28 protein-coding genes are annotated in these 19,641 nt (G+C 43.3%); all 28 read left to right on the top strand.

Annotated elements, in window-relative coordinates:
* Positions 1-25: 25 nt before the first annotated feature.
* Positions 26-3,646 carry a DNA-directed RNA polymerase subunit beta' gene (rpoC, locus tag J2736_RS32480; RefSeq protein WP_310502672.1) on the top strand — a complete coding sequence of 1,207 codons (3,621 nt, stop codon included), beginning with the start codon at positions 26-28 and terminating at the stop codon, positions 3,644-3,646.
* 180 nt (positions 3,647-3,826) lie between these two features.
* A complete protein-coding gene (locus J2736_RS32475; protein WP_310502671.1) occupies positions 3,827-4,078 on the top strand; it encodes a ribosomal L7Ae/L30e/S12e/Gadd45 family protein in 252 nt (83 codons plus the stop codon).
* Positions 4,079-4,240: 162 nt separating this feature from the next.
* Positions 4,241-4,660: a 30S ribosomal protein S12 gene (rpsL, locus tag J2736_RS32470; protein ID WP_189018538.1), complete on the top strand. Its 420-nt coding sequence runs from the start codon at positions 4,241-4,243 to the stop codon at positions 4,658-4,660.
* Between the two features lie 44 nt (positions 4,661-4,704).
* A complete protein-coding gene (gene rpsG / locus J2736_RS32465) occupies positions 4,705-5,175 on the top strand; it encodes a 30S ribosomal protein S7 (RefSeq protein ID WP_028557499.1) in 471 nt (156 codons plus the stop codon).
* A 39-nt stretch (positions 5,176-5,214) separates the two neighbouring features.
* Entirely contained in the window at positions 5,215-7,290 is a 2,076-nt protein-coding gene (gene fusA / locus J2736_RS32460) for an elongation factor G (RefSeq protein ID WP_310502670.1), read from the top strand.
* Between the two features lie 39 nt (positions 7,291-7,329).
* On the top strand, positions 7,330-8,520 hold the full coding sequence (gene tuf / locus J2736_RS32455; protein WP_310502669.1) for an elongation factor Tu: 1,191 nt from the start codon (positions 7,330-7,332) through the stop codon (positions 8,518-8,520).
* Between the two features lie 410 nt (positions 8,521-8,930).
* Positions 8,931-9,239, top strand: coding sequence for a 30S ribosomal protein S10 (rpsJ, locus tag J2736_RS32450; RefSeq protein ID WP_028557496.1), 309 nt, complete (start codon positions 8,931-8,933; stop codon positions 9,237-9,239).
* Between the two features lie 42 nt (positions 9,240-9,281).
* Entirely contained in the window at positions 9,282-9,905 is a 624-nt protein-coding gene (gene rplC, locus J2736_RS32445) for a 50S ribosomal protein L3 (RefSeq protein WP_057313454.1), read from the top strand.
* 16 nt (positions 9,906-9,921) lie between these two features.
* Entirely contained in the window at positions 9,922-10,548 is a 627-nt protein-coding gene (gene rplD / locus J2736_RS32440) for a 50S ribosomal protein L4 (RefSeq protein WP_028557494.1), read from the top strand.
* On the top strand, positions 10,545-10,835 hold the full coding sequence (gene rplW, locus J2736_RS32435; protein WP_056618288.1) for a 50S ribosomal protein L23: 291 nt from the start codon (positions 10,545-10,547) through the stop codon (positions 10,833-10,835). The genes rplD and rplW overlap by 4 nt, the downstream gene beginning before the upstream one ends.
* A 29-nt stretch (positions 10,836-10,864) precedes the next feature.
* A complete protein-coding gene (gene rplB / locus J2736_RS32430; RefSeq protein ID WP_068661879.1) occupies positions 10,865-11,695 on the top strand; it encodes a 50S ribosomal protein L2 in 831 nt (276 codons plus the stop codon).
* A 48-nt stretch (positions 11,696-11,743) separates the two neighbouring features.
* Positions 11,744-12,022: a 30S ribosomal protein S19 gene (gene rpsS / locus J2736_RS32425; RefSeq protein ID WP_068661880.1), complete on the top strand. Its 279-nt coding sequence runs from the start codon at positions 11,744-11,746 to the stop codon at positions 12,020-12,022.
* A 29-nt stretch (positions 12,023-12,051) separates the two neighbouring features.
* Entirely contained in the window at positions 12,052-12,384 is a 333-nt protein-coding gene (gene rplV / locus J2736_RS32420; protein ID WP_028557490.1) for a 50S ribosomal protein L22, read from the top strand.
* A gap of 13 nt (positions 12,385-12,397) precedes the next feature.
* Complete coding sequence (gene rpsC, locus J2736_RS32415; RefSeq protein ID WP_028557489.1) at positions 12,398-13,060, top strand: 30S ribosomal protein S3; 663 nt, start codon at positions 12,398-12,400, stop codon at positions 13,058-13,060.
* Between the two features lie 3 nt (positions 13,061-13,063).
* Positions 13,064-13,498, top strand: a complete 435-nt coding sequence (gene rplP, locus J2736_RS32410; RefSeq protein ID WP_028557488.1) for a 50S ribosomal protein L16 — start codon at positions 13,064-13,066, stop codon at positions 13,496-13,498.
* Positions 13,488-13,685 (top strand): 50S ribosomal protein L29, encoded by a 198-nt coding sequence (gene rpmC, locus J2736_RS32405; RefSeq protein ID WP_028557487.1) that lies wholly within the window; start codon positions 13,488-13,490, stop codon positions 13,683-13,685. The genes rplP and rpmC overlap by 11 nt, the downstream gene beginning before the upstream one ends.
* Before the next feature lie 27 nt (positions 13,686-13,712).
* Positions 13,713-13,976 (top strand): 30S ribosomal protein S17, encoded by a 264-nt coding sequence (gene rpsQ, locus J2736_RS32400; protein WP_028557486.1) that lies wholly within the window; start codon positions 13,713-13,715, stop codon positions 13,974-13,976.
* A gap of 35 nt (positions 13,977-14,011) precedes the next feature.
* Entirely contained in the window at positions 14,012-14,380 is a 369-nt protein-coding gene (rplN, locus tag J2736_RS32395) for a 50S ribosomal protein L14 (protein WP_028557485.1), read from the top strand.
* Positions 14,381-14,435: 55 nt separating this feature from the next.
* Positions 14,436-14,789 carry a 50S ribosomal protein L24 gene (gene rplX / locus J2736_RS32390; RefSeq protein ID WP_081787661.1) on the top strand — a complete coding sequence of 118 codons (354 nt, stop codon included), beginning with the start codon at positions 14,436-14,438 and terminating at the stop codon, positions 14,787-14,789.
* Between the two features lie 33 nt (positions 14,790-14,822).
* Positions 14,823-15,365 (top strand): 50S ribosomal protein L5, encoded by a 543-nt coding sequence (gene rplE, locus J2736_RS32385; protein ID WP_056618284.1) that lies wholly within the window; start codon positions 14,823-14,825, stop codon positions 15,363-15,365.
* A gap of 36 nt (positions 15,366-15,401) precedes the next feature.
* The gene (locus J2736_RS32380; protein ID WP_028557482.1) at positions 15,402-15,587 is read left to right on the top strand and encodes a type Z 30S ribosomal protein S14; all 186 of its coding nucleotides are present in this window, start codon (positions 15,402-15,404) and stop codon (positions 15,585-15,587) included.
* A 33-nt stretch (positions 15,588-15,620) separates the two neighbouring features.
* The gene (gene rpsH / locus J2736_RS32375) at positions 15,621-16,019 is read left to right on the top strand and encodes a 30S ribosomal protein S8 (RefSeq protein ID WP_028557481.1); all 399 of its coding nucleotides are present in this window, start codon (positions 15,621-15,623) and stop codon (positions 16,017-16,019) included.
* 29 nt (positions 16,020-16,048) lie between these two features.
* Positions 16,049-16,591, top strand: coding sequence for a 50S ribosomal protein L6 (gene rplF, locus J2736_RS32370; RefSeq protein WP_310502668.1), 543 nt, complete (start codon positions 16,049-16,051; stop codon positions 16,589-16,591).
* 101 nt (positions 16,592-16,692) lie between these two features.
* Positions 16,693-17,061 (top strand): 50S ribosomal protein L18, encoded by a 369-nt coding sequence (gene rplR, locus J2736_RS32365; protein WP_057313450.1) that lies wholly within the window; start codon positions 16,693-16,695, stop codon positions 17,059-17,061.
* A gap of 27 nt (positions 17,062-17,088) precedes the next feature.
* Positions 17,089-17,586: a 30S ribosomal protein S5 gene (gene rpsE / locus J2736_RS32360; protein ID WP_056618277.1), complete on the top strand. Its 498-nt coding sequence runs from the start codon at positions 17,089-17,091 to the stop codon at positions 17,584-17,586.
* 11 nt (positions 17,587-17,597) lie between these two features.
* Complete coding sequence (gene rpmD, locus J2736_RS32355) at positions 17,598-17,786, top strand: 50S ribosomal protein L30 (protein ID WP_310502667.1); 189 nt, start codon at positions 17,598-17,600, stop codon at positions 17,784-17,786.
* 36 nt (positions 17,787-17,822) lie between these two features.
* Positions 17,823-18,263 carry a 50S ribosomal protein L15 gene (rplO, locus tag J2736_RS32350; protein WP_310502666.1) on the top strand — a complete coding sequence of 147 codons (441 nt, stop codon included), beginning with the start codon at positions 17,823-17,825 and terminating at the stop codon, positions 18,261-18,263.
* Positions 18,263-19,567, top strand: coding sequence for a preprotein translocase subunit SecY (gene secY, locus J2736_RS32345; protein ID WP_310502665.1), 1,305 nt, complete (start codon positions 18,263-18,265; stop codon positions 19,565-19,567). Before rplO ends, secY begins: the two co-directional genes overlap by 1 nt.
* The last annotated feature ends 74 nt before the right edge of the window (positions 19,568-19,641 follow it).

Genomic DNA, 19,641 nt, shown 5'->3' with positions numbered 1-19,641 from the left:
AAATTTCTTAAAGGAGGGTTGCTCCTTGATGGACGTTAACAACTTCGAGTTTATGAAAATCGGCTTGGCATCACCCGATAAAATTCGCTCTTGGTCCCGTGGGGAAGTAAAGAAGCCGGAAACGATTAACTACAGAACCTTAAAACCTGAGAAAGAAGGTCTTTTCTGTGAAAAGATCTTCGGACCTACGAAAGATTGGGAATGTCATTGCGGTAAGTACAAACGCGTTCGTTATAAAGGCGTTGTTTGTGACCGCTGTGGCGTTGAAGTAACCCGTCAAAAAGTACGTCGTGAACGCATGGGGCACATTGAACTTGCTGCTCCTGTTTCACACATCTGGTACTTTAAAGGGATTCCTAGCCGTATGGGTCTTGCACTAGATATGTCTCCAAGATCTTTGGAAGAGATTATCTACTTCGCATCCTACGTAGTAACGGATCCAGGTGATACACCTCTTGAGAAGAAACAACTCTTGTCTGAGAAAGAATACCGTAGCTATCGCGAGAAGTACGGTTATGCTTTCCAAGCAGGCATGGGTGCGGAAGCTGTCAAAAAGCTTCTCATCGATATTGATATCGAACGTGAAGTGGATACACTCAAAGAAGAACTCAAAACAGCACAAGGTCAACGCCGTAACCGTGCGATTAAGCGTTTGGAAGTTATGGAAGCATTCCGTAACTCGAAGAACTTGCCTGGTTGGATGGTACTGGATGTACTGCCAGTTATCCCGCCTGAGCTTCGCCCGATGGTACAGCTTGATGGTGGTCGTTTTGCGACATCCGATTTGAATGACCTCTATCGCCGCGTTATCAACCGTAACAACCGTCTTAAGAGATTGCTCGACCTAGGCGCACCGGATATCATTGTTCAAAATGAAAAACGGATGCTTCAAGAAGCGGTTGATGCCTTGATCGATAACGGTCGTCGCGGCCGTCCAGTAACTGGTCCGGGTAACCGTCCTTTGAAATCCCTCAGCCATATGCTGAAAGGTAAACAAGGTCGTTTCCGTCAAAACTTACTAGGTAAACGTGTAGACTACTCTGGTCGTTCCGTTATCGTAGTAGGACCTAACCTGAAGATGTACCAATGTGGTCTTCCGAAGGAAATGGCGCTTGAACTGTTCAAGCCTTTCGTAATGAAAGAGCTTGTAAATAAAGGTTTGGCTCACAACATCAAGAGTGCGAAACGTAAAGTTGAGCGCGTAAGTCCTGATGTATGGGATGTACTAGAAGAAGTTATTAAGGAGCACCCGGTACTTCTGAACCGTGCACCTACGCTGCATAGATTGGGTATTCAAGCTTTTGAACCGATTCTGGTTGAAGGTCGCGCTATTAAACTTCATCCGCTCGTATGTACAGCTTACAACGCTGACTTCGATGGTGACCAAATGGCCGTTCACGTTCCATTGTCCTCAGAAGCACAAGCTGAAGCTCGTTTGCTCATGCTAGCATCAGGTAACATTTTGAATCCGAAAGACGGTAAGCCGGTTGTTACACCTTCACAGGATATGGTTCTGGGGAGTTTCTACTTAACAACGGACAACAAATTCGCTAAAGGTGCTGGTTCTATCATTAGAACCGTTCATGAAGCAGTTTCTTCCTACCAATCGGGCAAAATGGCACTACACGCTCGTGTTGCGATCCCTGCTAGAGCATTGAATAAAACAAGTTTCACTGAGAAACAACAAAACGCTATGTTGATCACGACAATCGGTAAAATCATTATGAACGAAATCTATCCAGCTGATTTCCCATTCATCAATGAGCCGACCAAAACGAACCTCTTGAATGGTATTCCAGATGCGCATTTCGTTTTTGAAAAAGGTGCAGATCTGAAAGCTATCATGTTGGAACGCGATGAGAACAAAGCGGTAGGTAAAGAATATTTAGGGTCAATTATTGCCGAGTGCTTCCGTAAGTACCACACGACGCAAACGTCGATGATTCTTGATAAAATTAAAGAGCTTGGATTCACGTATTCTACGAAAGCTGGTATTACCGTAGCAGTCTCTGACGTTGTTGTTCCAACTGAAAAAGTAGCAATCCTTAAGGAATGTGAAGAGAAAGTACGCGTAGTTACGAACCAATACCGTCGTGGTTTGATTACGGATGAAGAGCGTTACGACCGCGTTATTGCGATCTGGAGTAAAGCTAAGGACGAAATCACTGAAATTTTGATGAAATCCCTAGATAAATACAACTCTATTTCCATGATGGTTGAATCCAAAGCACGGGGTAACAAATCTCAGATTACACAGCTTGGCGGTATGCGTGGTTTGATGGCGAATCCATCCGGTAAAATTATGGAGTTGCCGATTAAATCGAACTTCCGTGAAGGTCTGACAATCTTGGAATACTTTATTTCCACGCACGGAGCGCGTAAAGGTCTTGCCGATACAGCACTTCGTACAGCGGATTCCGGTTACTTGACTCGTCGTCTCGTTGACGTTGCACAAGACGTTATCGTTCGTGAAGACGATTGTGGAACAGATAAGGGCTTCATGGTTAGCAAAATTCAAGACGGTAAAGAGGTCATTGAGGATCTTTACGATCGTATTGAAGGACGCTACGCTTACGAAACGCTTCGTCATCCACAAACTGGTGAAGTTATCGTACAACGTAATGAGCTTATCGAATCAGGTATTGCAGATCGTATTATTGAAGCAGGTATCGAGAAACTTCAAATTCGTTCTGTACTTAGCTGCCGCACCAATCATGGTGTTTGTAAAAAATGTTATGGTCGTAACTTGGCTACTGGTCAATTCGTTGAGGTTGGTGAGGCAGTTGGTATTATCGCCGCGCAATCCATTGGTGAGCCAGGAACACAGTTGACGATGCGTACGTTCCATACCGGTGGTGTTGCCGGAGACGATATCACTCAAGGTTTGCCGCGTATTCAAGAGCTCTTTGAAGCACGTAATCCGAAAGGTCAAGCGATCATTTCTGAAATCGACGGTGTCGTGAAGGAAATTCGTGAAGCTAAGGATCGTCGTGAAATCGAAGTTCAAGGTGAAGCGGAATCCAAAGTGTATGCAGTTCCTTACGGTTCCCGCGTACGTGTTTCGTTGAATCAACAAGTTGAAGCTGGTGACGAGTTGACGGACGGATCTATCGATCCGAAAGAAATGCTTCGCATCAAAGGTATCCGCGGCGTTCAGAACTATATTCTTCAAGAAGTACAACGTGTATATCGTAACCAAGGGGTAGAAATTAACGATAAACATATTGAAGTTATGGTTCGTCAAATGTTACGTAAAATCCGCATCGTAGATGCTGGTGATACGACGCTTCTACCTGGTTCATTTGTTGATATTCACGAGTACGAAGCTGCGAATAAAGTTGCTTTGTTCGCTGGAAATGAGCCTGCAGTTGCTCGTCCAATCTTGCTCGGTATCACGAAAGCTTCCCTAGAAACAGATTCCTTCTTGTCTGCGGCTTCTTTCCAAGAGACTACACGTGTCTTGACAGATGCAGCAATCAAGGGGAAAGTCGACCAATTGCTAGGTTTGAAAGAGAATGTTATCATCGGTAAGCTGATCCCTGCAGGAACAGGAATGCCGAGATACCGTAATATTCGAATCACAAACCCTAACGAAGTTGTTGTTCTAGATGAAGATTTGGAAAAAGAAACAGTTGCTGTAGAGTAATTCTATATACTAAAAGAGGTAGCCACGTGTTTATGGAGGTGGCTGCCTCTTTTTAATGGTTAAGGGCAAATGTTTTTGAGGAACAAGTCAAACTAACCCTTGACACTAGCTGATCAAAATGCTAATATATCGAAGTGTGCCTAAGTCGATATTCTTTCCTTTCTTTGAAGGGGGTGCCTAATGTCTTATGAAATAGTCAAACAGGCCAAGAATAGATGTGTAGGCACGAAGAAAGTTACAAAAACAGTCGAGCAAGGTAAGGCGATAGAAGTTTTTGTTTCTAAAGATGCAGATCCGCGATTGACGATAAATCTGGTAGCTCTCTGTACGCAGAAGGGTGTGCCTGTAACCTACGTAGATTCTATGAAGATGCTAGGTAAAGCATGTGGAATTGAAGTTGGAGCTGCGGTAGCAGCTGTTGTAAATGAATAAGTGCTAAAGACGTTTTTGTTGGTGGAACAAGCTAGCGTAAGTACTAGTGACTTTGACAGCTATCCATAACAAAGACTTTCTCTTTGCTCATTTATGACTCGCCTGGATCTGTGGGCTTGCAAGAAGCACATCATGTTATGAATGTAGGGAGGAGGTGGCGATATGCCAACAATTAACCAACTAGTACGTAAAGGTCGTCAAGCGAAGGTGGAGAAGTCCAAATCACCAGCTTTGCAAAAAGGTTTTAACGCTTTGAAAAGAGAAGCAACGGATTTGAGCGCTCCTCAAAAACGTGGTGTCTGCACGCGTGTAGGTACTATGACTCCTAAGAAGCCTAACTCCGCACTTCGTAAATACGCACGTGTTCGTTTAACGAACCGCGTAGAGGTGACAGCTTACATCCCAGGTATCGGTCACAACCTGCAAGAACACAGCGTTGTATTGATCCGTGGTGGTAGAATTAAAGATCTTCCAGGGGTACGTTATCACATCGTACGTGGAGCTCTTGATACTTCCGGTGTTAACAACCGTAAGCAATCCCGTTCCAAATACGGTACGAAACGTCCGAAAGTTAAAAAATAAGAGATAATAATCAGGAATGATTCTTATAAGAAAGGGGGATAACTATGCCTCGTAAAGGTCCAGTTACTCGCAGAGACGTATTGCCAGATCCTATTTATAATAGCAAACTAGTTACTCGTCTTATTAACCGCATTATGGTTGATGGAAAAAGAGGGGTAGCACAAACGATTCTATACAACGCTTTTAACCTCGTGAAAGATCGTACAGGTAAAGAGCCGATGGAAGTGTTTGAAGCTGCTATCAAAAACATTATGCCAGTACTAGAAGTTAAAGCTCGCCGTGTTGGTGGAGCAAACTATCAAGTGCCTATCGAAGTTAGACCTGACCGTCGTTCGACATTAGGTTTGCGTTGGTTGGTTAACTATTCCCGTCTTCGCGGTGAGAAGACGATGGAAGAAAGATTGGCTTATGAAATTATTGATGCTAGCAATAGCACGGGTTCTTCCGTTAAGAAACGTGAAGATACACACAAAATGGCTGAAGCTAACAAAGCTTTCGCTCACTACCGTTGGTAGAATTCAAATATAATTAAGAGAAAGGAGACATAACGACCTATGGCTAGAGAGTTCTCCTTAAAGAACACACGTAATATCGGGATCATGGCTCATATCGATGCTGGTAAAACGACAACAACAGAGCGTATTTTGTACTACACTGGTAAAGTTCATAAAATCGGAGAGGTGCACGAAGGTGCAGCTACGATGGACTGGATGGAGCAGGAACAAGAGCGCGGAATCACGATTACTTCCGCCGCTACAACTGCGCAATGGGAAGGTCACCGCATCAATATTATTGATACCCCAGGGCACGTTGACTTTACCGTTGAGGTAGAGCGTTCCCTTCGTGTGTTAGATGGAGCAGTTGGTGTATTTAGTGCGAAAGAGGGCGTTGAGCCTCAATCCGAAACAGTTTGGAGACAAGCTGATAAATACAATGTTCCACGTATTGCTTACGTAAACAAAATGGATATCATCGGTGCAGACTTCCTGCAAGTAGTTGAATCCATGCGTCAAAAACTTGGTGCAAATGCAGTTGCTATTCAACTTCCGATCGGTGCTGAGAATGATTTCAAAGGTATCATCGATTTAGTTGATGAAGTTGCATATATGTACAAAGACGATCTTGGTAAGGATATCGAGAAAGTTGAAATTCCTGCTGAGTTCAAAGATCAAGTTGCAGAACTGCGTTTAGAACTAATCGAGAAAGTTGCTGAGCTTGATGAAGAGCTTACAATGAAGTACCTCGAGGGTGAAGAACTAACTGTTGATGAGATCAAAGCAGCTCTACGTAAAGGTGTCTGTGAAGTGAAAATCTTCCCAGTTATCGTAGGGTCTTCTTACAGAAACAAAGGTGTACAATTGATGTTGGATGCGGTTATTAACTACCTTCCTTCACCACTTGATGTACCTGATATTAAAGGTGTACTTGACGATGGTACTGAAGTGATTCGTAAGTCTGCTGACGATCAACCGTTCTCAGCACTTGCGTTCAAAATCATGACAGATCCTTTCGTTGGTCGTCTTACTTTCTTCCGTGTTTACTCTGGTACCTTGAACTCCGGTTCCTATGTCTCTAATGCGACAAAAGGAAAACGTGAGCGTGTTGGTCGTATCCTGCAAATGCATGCGAACAGCCGTCAAGAGATCAGCATTGTATACGCTGGTGACATCGCCGCGGCTGTTGGATTGAAAGATACAACAACTGGTGATACACTTTGTGATGAGAAACACCCAGTTATTCTTGAGAAAATGGTCTTCCCTGAACCGGTTATCCAGCTTGCTGTTGAACCGAAGACGAAAGCCGACCAAGATAAAATGGGTATCGCATTGCAAAAACTTGCAGAAGAAGATCCGACTTTCCGTGCTTCCACAGACGAAGAAACAGGACAAACGATCATCGCAGGTATGGGTGAGCTTCACCTTGAGATCCTCGTTGACCGTATGCTTCGTGAGTTCAAAGTAGAAACCAATGTTGGTAAACCACAGGTTGCTTACCGTGAAACATTCCGTGCAGCAGCTAAAGTTGAAGGTAAATTCGTTCGTCAATCCGGTGGTCGTGGTCAATACGGTCATTGTTGGGTTGAGTTCGAACCGCAAGAAGCTGGCGTAGGTTTTGTCTTCGAAAACAAAGTTGTGGGCGGATCTATTCCAAGAGAATATATCGCACCTATTCAAGCTGGTATCGAAGAGTCCATGAAGAATGGTGTAATCGCAGGATTCCCGCTTGTGGATATCAAAGCTACAGTTGTTGATGGATCGTACCATGATGTTGACTCCAATGAAATGGCGTTCAAAATCGCGGGTTCCATGGCACTTAAAGCAGCTAAGGAAAAATGTAAACCGGTTCTTCTTGAGCCAATCATGAAGGTTGAAGTTACTGTACCAGAAGAGTACATGGGCGATGTTATGGGTGACCTTAACTCCCGTCGTGGACGTATCGAAGGTATGGATAGCCGTCATGGAGCACAAGTCATCCGTGCTAAAGTGCCTTTGTCCGAGATGTTTGGATATTCCACAACACTTCGTTCAAGAACACAAGGCCGTGGTGTTTACTCTATGGAACTTTCGCATTATGAAGAAGTACCTAAGTCCATTGCAGAAGAAATTATTGCAAAAGGCAAAGGCGCTTAATATAAAAATATTAGTTATTCTAAGGAGGAATCGTTTAAAATGGCAAAGGCTAAATTTGAACGTAACAAACCGCATGTTAACATCGGAACTATTGGTCACGTCGATCATGGTAAAACAACTTTGACAGCTGCTATCACAACAGTATTGTCCAAAAGATACGGTGGAGCTGCAGTAGCATTCGACCAAATCGATAAAGCACCAGAAGAGCGCGAGCGCGGTATCACAATTTCCACAGCTCACGTTGAGTACGAAACTCCTAACCGTCACTACGCACACGTAGATTGCCCAGGACATGCTGACTATGTTAAAAACATGATCACAGGTGCTGCTCAAATGGACGGCGCTATCCTAGTTGTATCCGCAGCTGATGGCCCTATGCCACAAACGCGTGAGCACATTCTTCTTTCCCGTCAAGTAGGCGTACCTTACATCGTGGTATTCCTTAACAAATGTGACATGGTTGAAGACGAAGAGTTGCTTGAATTGGTTGAGATGGAAGTTCGCGACCTTCTTAACGAATATGAGTTCCCAGGCGATGATACTCCAATCATCCGTGGAGCAGCTCGTGAAGCTCTTCAAAACCCAGATGGTCCTTGGGCTGACAAAATCATCGAGCTATTCGAGCAAGTTGATACTTACATCCCACAACCTGAGCGTCAAACAGATAAGCCTTTCCTTATGCCAGTTGAGGATGTATTCTCAATCACTGGTCGTGGAACAGTTGCTACTGGCCGTGTAGAGCGTGGAACTGTTAAAGTTCAAGAAGAAGTTGAAATCGTTGGTATCGCGGAAGAAACTCGTAAATGCGTTGTAACAGGCGTAGAGATGTTCCGTAAATTGCTTGATTCCGCTCAAGCTGGCGATAACATCGGAGCATTGCTTCGTGGTGTTGATCGTAAAGATATCGAGCGTGGACAAGTTCTTGCGAAACCGGGTTCAGTTAAACCACACACGAACTTTACAGCTCAAATCTACGTTCTAACTAAAGAAGAGGGTGGCCGTCATAAGCCTTTCTTCACTGGTTACCGTCCACAGTTCTACTTCCGTACAACTGACGTAACGGGTATCATCTCCCTTCCAGAAGGTACTGAGATGGTTATGCCAGGTGATAACATCACAGTTACTGTAGAACTTATCAACCCAATCGCAATCGAAGAAGGAACACGCTTCGCGATTCGTGAAGGCGGACGTACAGTTGGTGCGGGCGCGGTTGCTACAATTCAAAAGTAATCTCTCTTTGAGAGATCGAACATCCACCGATTTATCGGTGGATGTTTTTTGTTTTATTAATATCCGCTGCTAAGTTTGTACAGCTATACGGCTAACTTCGATTGGAAACAGAATGCAGTGGTTTTAATAATAATCTTTTATTATAATGTAGAAACGGATTCAGAAAACGACAACGGATGGTTACTTATATAGAAGAGAAAATCGCGTGTAAATAAATTTGTGTATATGCCTAAAATTTCACTTGCTTTTCGTTTTATAATTTTATATAATATTAAACGTTGGTCTGTGACGTTGCGATGATGCGAAAGGTTGCCGACACACCAGGCCCCTTTGCCATGGGGATGGCTGTTGGAGAATTTTCGCGGAGTATGTCCGATAATAAATTGGGCGATAGAAGGAGGGACTTTTAAATGGCAAAGCAAAAAATTCGTATCCGTTTGAAGGCTTATGATCACAGAATTATTGATCAATCAGCTGAGAAAATCGTGGAAACTGCCAAGCGTTCCGGTGCAGGTGTATCCGGTCCGATTCCGCTTCCGACAGAGAAGCAAATCATCACGATTCTTCGTGCGGTGCACAAGTACAAGGATTCGCGTGAGCAATTCGAGATGCGTACGCATAAGCGTCTAATCGATATTGTGAATCCAACACCACAAACAGTTGATGCTCTAATGCGTCTAGACTTACCGTCTGGCGTTGACATCGAGATCAAACTGTAAACAACTATAGAGTTAACAATGGAAGGAAATGAGGTGTCAACGATGAAAGGTATCTTAGGGAAAAAACTTGGGATGACACAGTTGTTTACTCCGGAGGGTAATGTTGTTCCGGTAACTGTCATTCAAGCAGGACCATGTGTGGTACTGCAAAAGAAAGATGTGGATAACGATGGTTATGAATCGATCCAAATCGGTTTTGATGATGTGAAAGCTAGTCGTATCATTAAACCAGAGCTTGGCCATGCGAAAAAAGCAGGGGCAACGCCTAAGCGCTACGTTAAAGAAATTCGTGGCATTCAGTTGGGTGACTATGAAGTTGGTCAAGAACTGAAAGCAGATCTGTTCACAGAGGGCGAATTCGTTGATGTAACGGGTACTTCCAAAGGTAAAGGTTTCCAAGGTAACATCAAAAGACATAACCAATCCACTGGGCCAATGGCACACGGATCACGTTATCACCGCGGACCAGGTTCCATGGGTTCCATTCAAGCAAACCGTGTTCCTAAAGGTAAGAAATTGCCAGGACATATGGGTAATGAAACGGTAACACTTCAAAATCTTCAAATCATTAAAGTAGATGCTGATCGTAACGTATTGCTAGTTAAAGGTTCCATTCCGGGTCCTAAAAACAGCTATGTTAGCGTGAAGTCTGCTGTGAAAAAGTAAGAAAGGAGGAAGACAGATGCCAAAAGTAGCTTTATATAATGTAACAGGTGCTCAGGTAGGAGAAGTTGAACTGTCTGATGTTGTTTTCGGAATTGAACCTCACGTTCATGCGATTCACGAAGCTGTTCTTTTGCAACAAGCAGCTGTGCGTCAAGGAACACACAAAACAAAAGGTCGTTCAGAAGTTCGCGGCGGTGGTCGTAAACCTTGGAAACAAAAAGGAACAGGTCGTGCTCGTCAAGGTAGTATTCGTGCTCCACAGTGGAAAGGCGGCGGTACCGTATTCGGACCAACTCCTCGTAGCTATGGTTTCAAATTACCAAGAAAAGTTCGTCGCTTAGCGATCAAATCCGCTTTGTCCTCGAAACTTATCGATAACAACTTGATCGTTCTGGATCAACTACAAATGAATGCTCCGAAAACGAAAGAATTCGTTGCAATTCTGAACAACCTGAAAGTAGATACTAAAGTACTAGTTGTAGGCGTTCCTAACGACTCCAATGTAGCTTTATCTGCTCGTAATATCCCAGGTGTGAAATTTGTTGCTGCTGATGGAGTTAACGTTCTTGATGTCATGCTTTATGACAAATTGATCTTAACGCAAGAGGCTGTACAGAAAGTTGAGGAGGTGCTTGCACAATGAAAAATCCACGCGACATTATCAAGCGCCCGATCATCACTGAGCGTACAAGCGACCTAATGGCTAACAAAAAGTATGTTTTCGAAGTGGATCTTCGCGCTAACAAAACAGAAATTAAACAAGCTATCGAAGCTATTTTCAAAGTAAAAGTTACAAATGTAAACACATTGAGAATGCCAGCTAAGCCTAAACGCTATGGCAAACACTCTGGTTATACTTCCATCTGGAAGAAAGCTATCGTGTCCTTGAGCGCAGAAAGCAAAGAATTGGAATTCTTTGAAACAGTATAATCCACTTCTCAAAGTAAGGAGGAAACAGAGTGCCAATTAAAAAATACAAACCAACCTCACCAGCTCGTCGTGCGATGTCGGTTTCTACTTTTGAAGAAATCACAACATCAACACCCGAGAAATCATTGCTTGCTCCTTTGTTCAAGCATGCTGGTCGTAATAACCAAGGTAAAATTACGGTTCGTCACCATGGTGGTGGACACAAACGTAAATACCGTATCATCGATTTCAAACGTACTAAAGATGGAATACCAGGACGCGTTGCTACAGTTGAGTACGATCCTAACCGTTCCGCGAACATCGCATTGATTCATTATGCTGATGGCGAAAAAACATACATCATCGCTCCTAAAGGTCTTAAAGTGGATGATCGTATCGTTTCTGGACCACAAGCTGATATCAAAGTAGGTAACGCACTTCCATTGGAAAACATTCCAGTTGGTACAGTTATCCACAACATTGAGTTGAAACCTGGTAAAGGTGCACAATTAGTGCGCGCTGCTGGTACAGAAGCTCAATTGCTTGGTAAAGAAGAATCATATGTAACAATTCGCCTATCTTCTGGTGAAGTTCGTAAAGTTCTAAAAGTTTGCCGCGCAACAATCGGTTCTGTTGGTAACGAAGATCACGAACTAGTGAAAATCGGTAAAGCAGGACGTAATCGTTGGAAAGGCAATCGTCCACAAGTTCGTGGGGTTGTTATGAACCCGAATGATCACCCACACGGTGGTGGTGAAGGACGCGCACCAATCGGACGTAAATCACCTATGTCACCATGGGGTAAACCGACGCTTGGTTTCAAAACTCGTAAAAAAGGTAAAGCATCCGATAAATACATTGTACGTCGTCGTACGAAGTAATCTAGGATATATGAATTCTCTTGAGGTTCAAGGAAGGGAGGAACACCCATGGGTCGCAGCTTAAAGAAGGGTCCTTTTATTGATGGACACTTACTGAAAAAAGTAGAAGACTTGAATACTGCGGAAAAGAAAGTTGTTGTAAAAACGTGGTCCCGTCGTTCTACAATTTACCCGCAATTCGTTGGTCACACTTTCGGAGTATATGACGGAAGAAAACACGTGCCAGTATACGTAACGGAAGATATGGTTGGGCATAAGCTTGGTGAATTTGCTCCAACACGTACGTACAAAGGTCACGATGACGATAAGAAAACCGGAAAACGTTAATTCATTTTTAACCGAGAGGAGGTACTACCATGCAAGCTAAAGCAATATTGAACCACGCTCGGATTGCTCCTCGTAAAGCAAAGCTAGTTGTTGACTTGATTCGGGGAAAAGCGGTAGGTGAAGCGATCGCAATTTTGCGTCATACACCAAAGGCAGCTTCTCCAATTCTGGAGAAACTATTAAATTCCGCAATTGCCAATGCAGAGCATAACTATTCACTAGATCCGAACAAACTTGTTGTTTCCGAGACTTTCGTAAATCAAGGGCCAACAATGAAAAGATTCCAACAACGTGCAATGGGCCGCGCTAGCGCGATCAAAAAACGTACCAGCCACATCACAATCGTGGTATCTGAAAAATAAGGAGGGGTAACGTGTGGGTCAGAAAGTACACCCGATAGGTTTTAGAATTGGTGTCATTCGTGATTGGGAGTCCAAATGGTTTGCAGAAAAAGATTTCGGAACTCTGCTGCTTGAAGACGTCAAAATCCGCGAATACTTAAAGAATAAACTTAAAGATTCTGCAGTTTCCCATATCGATATCGAGCGCGCGGCTAACCGTGTTAACGTAACGATTCATACTGCTAAGCCAGGAATGGTTATTGGTAAAGGCGGAGCTGAAGTTGAAGTTATTCGTAACTACATCGCAGCTATGTCGAACAAAAAAGTTCATATCAACATTTCTGAAATCAAACACCCAGATCTTGACGCTATCCTAGTAGCTGAAGCTGTTGCACTTCAATTGGAACGTCGTGTTTCATTCCGTCGTGCTATGAAGCAAGCTATGCAAAGAACGATGAGATCCGGAGCAAAAGGTATCAAAGTTGCAACTAGCGGACGTCTTGGCGGTGCTGAGATTGCTCGTACGGAAGGATATAGCGAAGGAACTGTTCCACTTCATACACTTCGTGCGGATATTGACTATGGTACAGCTGAAGCAGCTACTACTTATGGACGTATTGGTGTAAAAGTATGGATTTATCGTGGAGAAGTGCTTCCGACAGCTAAGAAAAAGGCTCAGCCGGAAGGAGGAAATTAAATCATGTTAGTACCTAAACGTGTAAAACACCGTAAAGAACACCGCGGTAACATGAAAGGTCGCGCTAAAGGCGGAACGGAAGTTGCTTTTGGCGAATATGGTCTGCAAGCAGTTGAACCGGCTTGGGTTTCCAACCGTCAAATCGAAGCAGCTCGTATTGCCATGACACGTTACATCAAACGTGGCGGTAAAGTATGGATTAAAATTTTCCCAGCAAAACCAGTTACACAAAAGCCGCTTGAAGTTCGTATGGGTAGTGGTAAAGGTAGCGTGGAAAAATGGGTTGCTGTTGTAAAACCGGGCAAAATTTTGTTTGAACTAGCAGGTGTAAGCGAAGAGGTTGCTCGTGAAGCAATGCGTCTTGCGGCTCACAAGCTTCCAATCAAAACGAAGTTCGTGAAAAGAGAAGAAGTAGGCGGTGAAGCAAATGAAGGGTAGTGAATTCCGGAACTTAACCACTGCTGAAATCGAGCAAAAAGTTAATGGTTTTAAAGAAGAACTCTTTAACCTCCGTTTTCAACTAGCTACTGGTCAATTGGACAACCCGACTCAGATTCGTGATTTGCGTAAAGAGATCGCTCGTGCCAAGACTATTTTGCGTGAAAGAGAACTGGGTATTGGGTAACCAAATCTAGAAGGGAGTGTTCCTTAGATGACTGAACGTAACGATCGTAAAGTTCTGATCGGTAAAGTTGTCAGCGATAAAATGGATAAAACCATTGTTGTTGCTGTTGAAACTTACAAAAAACATGAACTCTACCACAAAAGAATTAAATCAACAAAAAAATTCAAAGCACATGATGAAAACAACCAAGCTAAGATTGGTGACACTGTGAAAATCAGTGAAACTAGACCGTTGTCCAAAGATAAAAGCTGGAGACTGGTTGAAATTCTTGAAGTGGCAGTTGTTATCTAATATTCTAGATATGAACCCCGAAAGGAGGGAATACGATGATTCAACCATTTACTCGTTTGGCTGTCGCTGACAACTCAGGTGCGAAACAATTAATGTGTATCCGCGTTTTGGGTGGTACTGGTCGTCGCGTTGGTCACATTGGTGATTTGATCGTATGTTCAGTAAAAGAAGCAACACCAGGTGGCGTTGTCAAAAAAGGTGACGTTGTTAAAGCAGTTATCGTTCGTACGAAGAGCGGTGCTCGCCGTAAAGACGGTTCATATATCTCATTTGATGAGAATGCAGCTGTTATCGTGAAGGAAGACAAGAGCCCACGTGGTACTCGTATCTTCGGACCAGTTGCTCGCGAACTTCGCGATAGAGACTTCATGAAGATCGTATCCTTGGCTCCAGAAGTTATCTAAGACGTGTTACGATGTTGTTTTCCGAACCGGAGAACCCCAGGAGGTGTAGAAGCTAATGCCAAGACTTAAAAAGAGACTTGAGTCTCATAACAATAAATTGCACGTGAAAAAAGACGATACTGTTTTCGTTATCACTGGCAAAGACAAAGGTAAGAAAGGCCGCGTTATCGCTGCTTACCCACGTCAAAATCGTGTTCTTGTTGAAGGTGTAAACATGGTTAAGAAACATGCGAAACCATCCCAACTTAACCCACAAGGCGGTATCTTGAATCAAGAAGCTGCGATCCACGTTTCTAACGTGATGCTGATTGATCCTAAGAGCGGCAAACCTACTCGCGTAGGATACAAAGTATTGGATAACGGAACGAAAGTTCGTATCGCGAAAAAATCCGGCGAAGTTATCGACTAATACACACATGTATGGAAAGGAGGAAACTAGATCATGGCAGTAAGATTGAAAGATCGTTACTTGAACGAAATTACACCAGCATTAATTCAAAAGTTCAACTACACAACAGTTATGCAAGTGCCTAAAATCGAGAAAGTTGTCATCAACATGGGTGTTGGTGAAGCTGTTTCGAACTCCAAAGTACTTGATACTGCAGTTGAAGATCTTCAAAAAATCTCTGGTCAGAAGCCAGTTGTAACAAAATCCAAAAAAGCGATCGCGGGTTTTAAACTTCGTGAAAACATGCCGATTGGTGCGAAAGTAACTCTTCGTGGCGAGCGTATGTACCACTTCTTGGATAAATTATTTAACGTATCACTTCCACGTGTACGTGACTTCCGCGGTATTTCCAACAAAGCATTTGATGGTCGCGGTAACTACACACTTGGTTTGAAAGAACAACTCATTTTCCCTGAAATTGAGTATGATAAAATCGATAAAGTTCGTGGTATGGATATTGTTATCGTAACGACGGCTAAGTCCGATGAGGAAGCTCGCGAGCTTTTAACACAACTCGGGGCGCCTTTCGTAAAATAGGTTACCAGTTGTACCTATCAGGAGGTGTTATATTAAGTGGCAAAAACTTCGATGAAAGTCAAACAGCAACGTACCCCGAAGTTTAAAGTGCAAGCATACACACGTTGTGAGCGCTGCGGTCGTCCGCATTCAGTGCTTCGCAAGTTCAAAATTTGTCGGATTTGTTTCCGCGAATTAGCACACTTGGGTCAGATTCCAGGCGTGAAAAAAGCAAGCTGGTAATCACCCTATTTTCGGGAAGGAGGTTTACACAAAATGGTCATGTCAGATCCAATTGCAGATATGCTAACACGCATTCGTAATGCGAACATCGTACGTCATGAGACAGTTGAAATCCCAGCTTCAAAAGTGAAGAGGGAAATCGCTGAAATCCTTAAAAAAGAAGGGTTTATCCGTGATGCTGAGTACGTTCAAGATAGCAAACAAGGTATCATTCGTTTGTTCCTGAAATATGGTTCAAACAATGAGCGTGTTATCTCTGGTTTGAAAAGAATTTCGAAACCAGGTCTACGCGTTTACACTAAATCACAAGAAGTCCCTCGTGTTCTGGGCGGATTAGGGATTGCCATCATCTCCACGTCTCAAGGAGTTATGACGGATAAAGATGCTCGTCAATCCAAAGCTGGCGGAGAGGTTATCTGCTACGTTTGGTAATACAATTGTAATTGAATGGAGGTGCAAACATGTCTCGTATTGGTCGTAAGCCAATCACCATTCCAAGTGGTGTAAATGTAACACTAGACAATACTCAAATCACGATTAGCGGACCTAAAGGTTCCCTATCCCGTGTACTTCATACTGATATGAAAGTTAACGTTCTAGATAACGAGATTTCCGTTGAGCGTCCTTCCGATAACAAACTCCACCGTTCCCTGCATGGTACAACACGTAGTGTTGTTGCCAACATGGTAAGTGGTGTTACGGAAGGGTTCACGAAATCGTTGGATCTAGTAGGCGTTGGTTACCGTGCAAACAAAAGCGGTGACAAATTAGTTCTTAACGTTGGGTACTCCCATCCAGTTGAGATCAATCCTGAGAACGGTATTGAGTTCGATGTTCCTACGAACACGAAAATCATCGTTAAAGGTATTGATAAAGAGCTAGTTGGCGCAATGGCAGCGAAAGTTCGTTCCGTACGTGAACCAGAGCCGTATAAAGGTAAAGGTATCAAGTACGAAGGCGAACGCATTCTTCGTAAAGAAGGTAAAGCTGGTAAGAAGAAATAAGATCGTAAGATCGCGGGTAATAGCTAAGAGTTTTCGAATGAAAACTTTCTGCGAAAGCATAAGCCTCGCATCATAAGATGATGAAAGGAGTGTAAGTATAGATGATTACTAAAAGCGATAAAAACAAAGCTCGTCTGAAAAGACACCTTCGTGTTCGTAAGAAAATTGAAGGTACAACTCTTCGCCCACGCTTGAACATTTTCCGTTCTTCCAAACATATGTATGCTCAACTTATCGACGATACAACAGGTGCAACTATCGTTGCTGCATCAACTCAAGATAAAGAGCTTAAAAGTGAAGTAGGTAACGGTGGAAACGTTGAAGCTGCTCGTAAAGTTGGCGCATTGATTGCAGCACGTGCGAAAGAAAAAGGTGTAGTTCAAGTGGTTTTCGACCGCGGTGGATACCTTTATCATGGACGTGTTCAAGCATTGGCTGATGCAGCTCGTGAAGCTGGACTTGAATTCTAGAAATACATTAATAAGGAGGTAAAAGACTTGCGTGTAGATCCTAATACTTTAGAGCTAACAGAAAAAGTCGTAAATATTAATCGCGTAGCTAAAGTAGTAAAAGGCGGACGTCGTTTCAGCTTCAGCGCACTTGTTGTCGTTGGCGATGGCAATGGCTGGGTTGGTGCAGGAATCGGTAAAGCTTCCGAAGTTCCAGATGCAATCCGTAAAGGCATTGAAGATGCGAAAAAGAACTTGATCCATGTTCCTATCGTAGGCACTTCGATTCCTCACCTTGTTACTGGTAAATTTGGCGCGGGACGCGTTCTATTGAAACCAGCATCCCAAGGTACAGGTGTTATCGCAGGCGGACCAGTTCGTGCAGTACTTGAACTTGCTGGTGTAGGCGATATCTTGACAAAATCCCTAGGTTCATCGAACTCCATGAACATGGTTAACGCTACGCTTGAAGGCTTGAGCCGCTTGAAAAAAGCGGAAGAAGTTGCAAAGCTTCGCGGTAAAACTGTTCAAGAGCTATTAGGTTAGGAGGGGTAAACATGGCTAAACAATTACAAGTTACCCTAAAACGCAGCTTGATCGGCCGCCCTGAAACGCAACGCATTACTGTGAAAACGCTTGGTCTTCGTAAGTTGAACCAAACTGTTCTTCACCAAGATAATGCAGCTATCAGAGGTATGGTTAATCAAGTGAGCCATTTGGTAGAAGTTAAAGAAATCGAAGCATAGAAATAAGAATTTAAGATCTAGAGGAGGTGTGCAACGATGAAGTTACATGAGCTAAGCTCTGCTACTGGCGCTCGTAAATCACCTAAACGTGTTGGACGTGGAACAAGTAGTGGTATGGGTAAAACATCATCTCGCGGACATAAAGGTCAAAACGCACGTTCCGGTGGAGGCGTTCGTCCTGGATTTGAAGGTGGACAAAACCCATTGTACCGTCGTTTACCTAAACGTGGATTCACGAACCGTTTCCGTACGGAGTACGCGATCGTTAATCTTGAAGATTTGAACAACTTCGCAGCTGGTACTGAAGTAACTCCAGAAGTATTAATGGAGACTGGTATTGTTAAAGCTCCTAAAGACGGTATTAAGATTTTAGGAAACGGTGAAATCACAGTAAAATTAACCGTTAAAGCGAACAAGTTCTCTCAATCAGCGATTGAGAAAATCCAAGCTGCCGGCGGTCAAACCGAGGTGATTTAATGTTCAATACCATAGCCAACATCTTCAAAGTAGAAGATTTACGCAGAAGGATTCTCTTCACGCTTATCTTGCTAATCGTCTACCGTTTGGGAGCGTTTATCCCGGTTCCAAACATTAATACAGATGTTTTGAAACTTCAAGATCAAGCGAATCAGAGCGATGTCTTTGGTTTGCTTAACACGTTCTCCGGCGGCGCGCTCTTCCAATTCTCCATCTTCGCGATGGGAATTATGCCTTATATCACGGCTTCGATCATTGTTCAGCTTTTGTCCATGGATGTCATCCCGCGTTTTGCGCAATGGGCGAAAGAAGGAGATGTCGGAAGAAAGAAAATGACGCAGGTGACTCGTTACGGTACGATTGTTCTAGGGTTGATTCAAGCTTTCGGTTTATCAATCGGCTTTAACCGCCTATACAGTGGTTTAGTAATTGATTCCGGCTTTACAACTTTCGCTTTAATCGCTATCGTATTGACCGCTGGTACAGCTTTCTTGATGTGGCTAGGTGAGCAAATCACGGAGTACGGAATCGGTAACGGTATTTCCATAATCATCTTTGCTGGGATCGTCTCTGCGATTCCAACAAGCATTCAACAAATCTACAAGTCACTCTTTGCAACCGATGGAGCGTTGTTCCTGAACATTGTAAAACTTATCATTATTGCATTAGTTGTTATCCTGATTATTGCTGGCGTTATATTCGTACAACAAGGTGTCCGCAAGATACCTGTACAATATGCGAAGCGAGTAGTTGGCCGTAAAATGTATGGTGGGCAAACAACACACATTCCACTTAAAGTGAATGCTGCTGGTGTTATCCCTGTAATCTTCGCATTGTCCCTATTGATGTTTCCTCCAACCATTGCAAGTTACTGGAGAGGAAATGTAGTTGCAGAATGGATTATTAACAACTTGAGTATTAACCAAACTGCACCATTAGCGATTGTACTTTATGTACTGCTGATTATTGGTTTCACCTACTTCTACACCTTCGTACAAATTAATCCAGTTCAAATGGCTGATCAGATGAAGAAGAATGGCGGTTACATACCAGGTATCAGACCAGGTAAAACAACTTCAACTTATCTGACACGCGTAATGACTAGAATTACTCTTTCTGGAGCTCTGTTTCTCTCAGCAATTTCTATTCTTCCAATGTTGTTTGGAGGACTTGCTGGATTGCCTAGTTCGGTTCAAATAGGTGGTACATCTTTACTTATCGTAGTAGGCGTTGGTCTTGAGACAATGAAGCAAATCGAGAGCCAATTGATTAAGCGTCATTACAAAGGGTTCATCAATAAATAGCTAATAGGTTCTGATGGGGCAAGTTCTGCGACATCGGCACCTATTGTGCTGTTCGTAATGCCGAGTGCGATGGG

This window comes from Paenibacillus qinlingensis, assembly GCF_031455095.1.
GTDB classification, from domain to species: Bacteria; Bacillota; Bacilli; order Paenibacillales; family NBRC-103111; genus Paenibacillus_E; species Paenibacillus_E qinlingensis_A.
Note: the sequence above shows the minus strand (reverse complement) of the source record. Positions and strands in the feature narration are given on the sequence as shown.

Bases quoted from the DNA above. Each gene is read 5' to 3' on its own strand.
- J2736_RS32475 (WP_310502671.1), top strand. From the start codon at position 3,827: ATGTCTTATGAAATAGTCAAACAGGCCAAGAATAGATGTGTAGGCACG.
- rpsL (WP_189018538.1), top strand. From the start codon at position 4,241: ATGCCAACAATTAACCAACTAGTACGTAAAGGTCGTCAAGCGAAGGTG.
- rpsG (WP_028557499.1), top strand. From the start codon at position 4,705: ATGCCTCGTAAAGGTCCAGTTACTCGCAGAGACGTATTGCCAGATCCT.
- fusA (WP_310502670.1), top strand. From the start codon at position 5,215: ATGGCTAGAGAGTTCTCCTTAAAGAACACACGTAATATCGGGATCATG.
- tuf (WP_310502669.1), top strand. From the start codon at position 7,330: ATGGCAAAGGCTAAATTTGAACGTAACAAACCGCATGTTAACATCGGA.
- rpsJ (WP_028557496.1), top strand. From the start codon at position 8,931: ATGGCAAAGCAAAAAATTCGTATCCGTTTGAAGGCTTATGATCACAGA.
- rplC (WP_057313454.1), top strand. From the start codon at position 9,282: ATGAAAGGTATCTTAGGGAAAAAACTTGGGATGACACAGTTGTTTACT.
- rplD (WP_028557494.1), top strand. From the start codon at position 9,922: ATGCCAAAAGTAGCTTTATATAATGTAACAGGTGCTCAGGTAGGAGAA.
- rplW (WP_056618288.1), top strand. From the start codon at position 10,545: ATGAAAAATCCACGCGACATTATCAAGCGCCCGATCATCACTGAGCGT.
- rpsS (WP_068661880.1), top strand. From the start codon at position 11,744: ATGGGTCGCAGCTTAAAGAAGGGTCCTTTTATTGATGGACACTTACTG.
- rplV (WP_028557490.1), top strand. From the start codon at position 12,052: ATGCAAGCTAAAGCAATATTGAACCACGCTCGGATTGCTCCTCGTAAA.
- rplP (WP_028557488.1), top strand. From the start codon at position 13,064: ATGTTAGTACCTAAACGTGTAAAACACCGTAAAGAACACCGCGGTAAC.
- rpmC (WP_028557487.1), top strand. From the start codon at position 13,488: ATGAAGGGTAGTGAATTCCGGAACTTAACCACTGCTGAAATCGAGCAA.
- rpsQ (WP_028557486.1), top strand. From the start codon at position 13,713: ATGACTGAACGTAACGATCGTAAAGTTCTGATCGGTAAAGTTGTCAGC.
- rplN (WP_028557485.1), top strand. From the start codon at position 14,012: ATGATTCAACCATTTACTCGTTTGGCTGTCGCTGACAACTCAGGTGCG.
- rplX (WP_081787661.1), top strand. From the start codon at position 14,436: ATGCCAAGACTTAAAAAGAGACTTGAGTCTCATAACAATAAATTGCAC.
- rplE (WP_056618284.1), top strand. From the start codon at position 14,823: ATGGCAGTAAGATTGAAAGATCGTTACTTGAACGAAATTACACCAGCA.
- rpsH (WP_028557481.1), top strand. From the start codon at position 15,621: ATGGTCATGTCAGATCCAATTGCAGATATGCTAACACGCATTCGTAAT.
- rplF (WP_310502668.1), top strand. From the start codon at position 16,049: ATGTCTCGTATTGGTCGTAAGCCAATCACCATTCCAAGTGGTGTAAAT.
- rplR (WP_057313450.1), top strand. From the start codon at position 16,693: ATGATTACTAAAAGCGATAAAAACAAAGCTCGTCTGAAAAGACACCTT.
- rpmD (WP_310502667.1), top strand. From the start codon at position 17,598: ATGGCTAAACAATTACAAGTTACCCTAAAACGCAGCTTGATCGGCCGC.
- rplO (WP_310502666.1), top strand. From the start codon at position 17,823: ATGAAGTTACATGAGCTAAGCTCTGCTACTGGCGCTCGTAAATCACCT.
- secY (WP_310502665.1), top strand. From the start codon at position 18,263: ATGTTCAATACCATAGCCAACATCTTCAAAGTAGAAGATTTACGCAGA.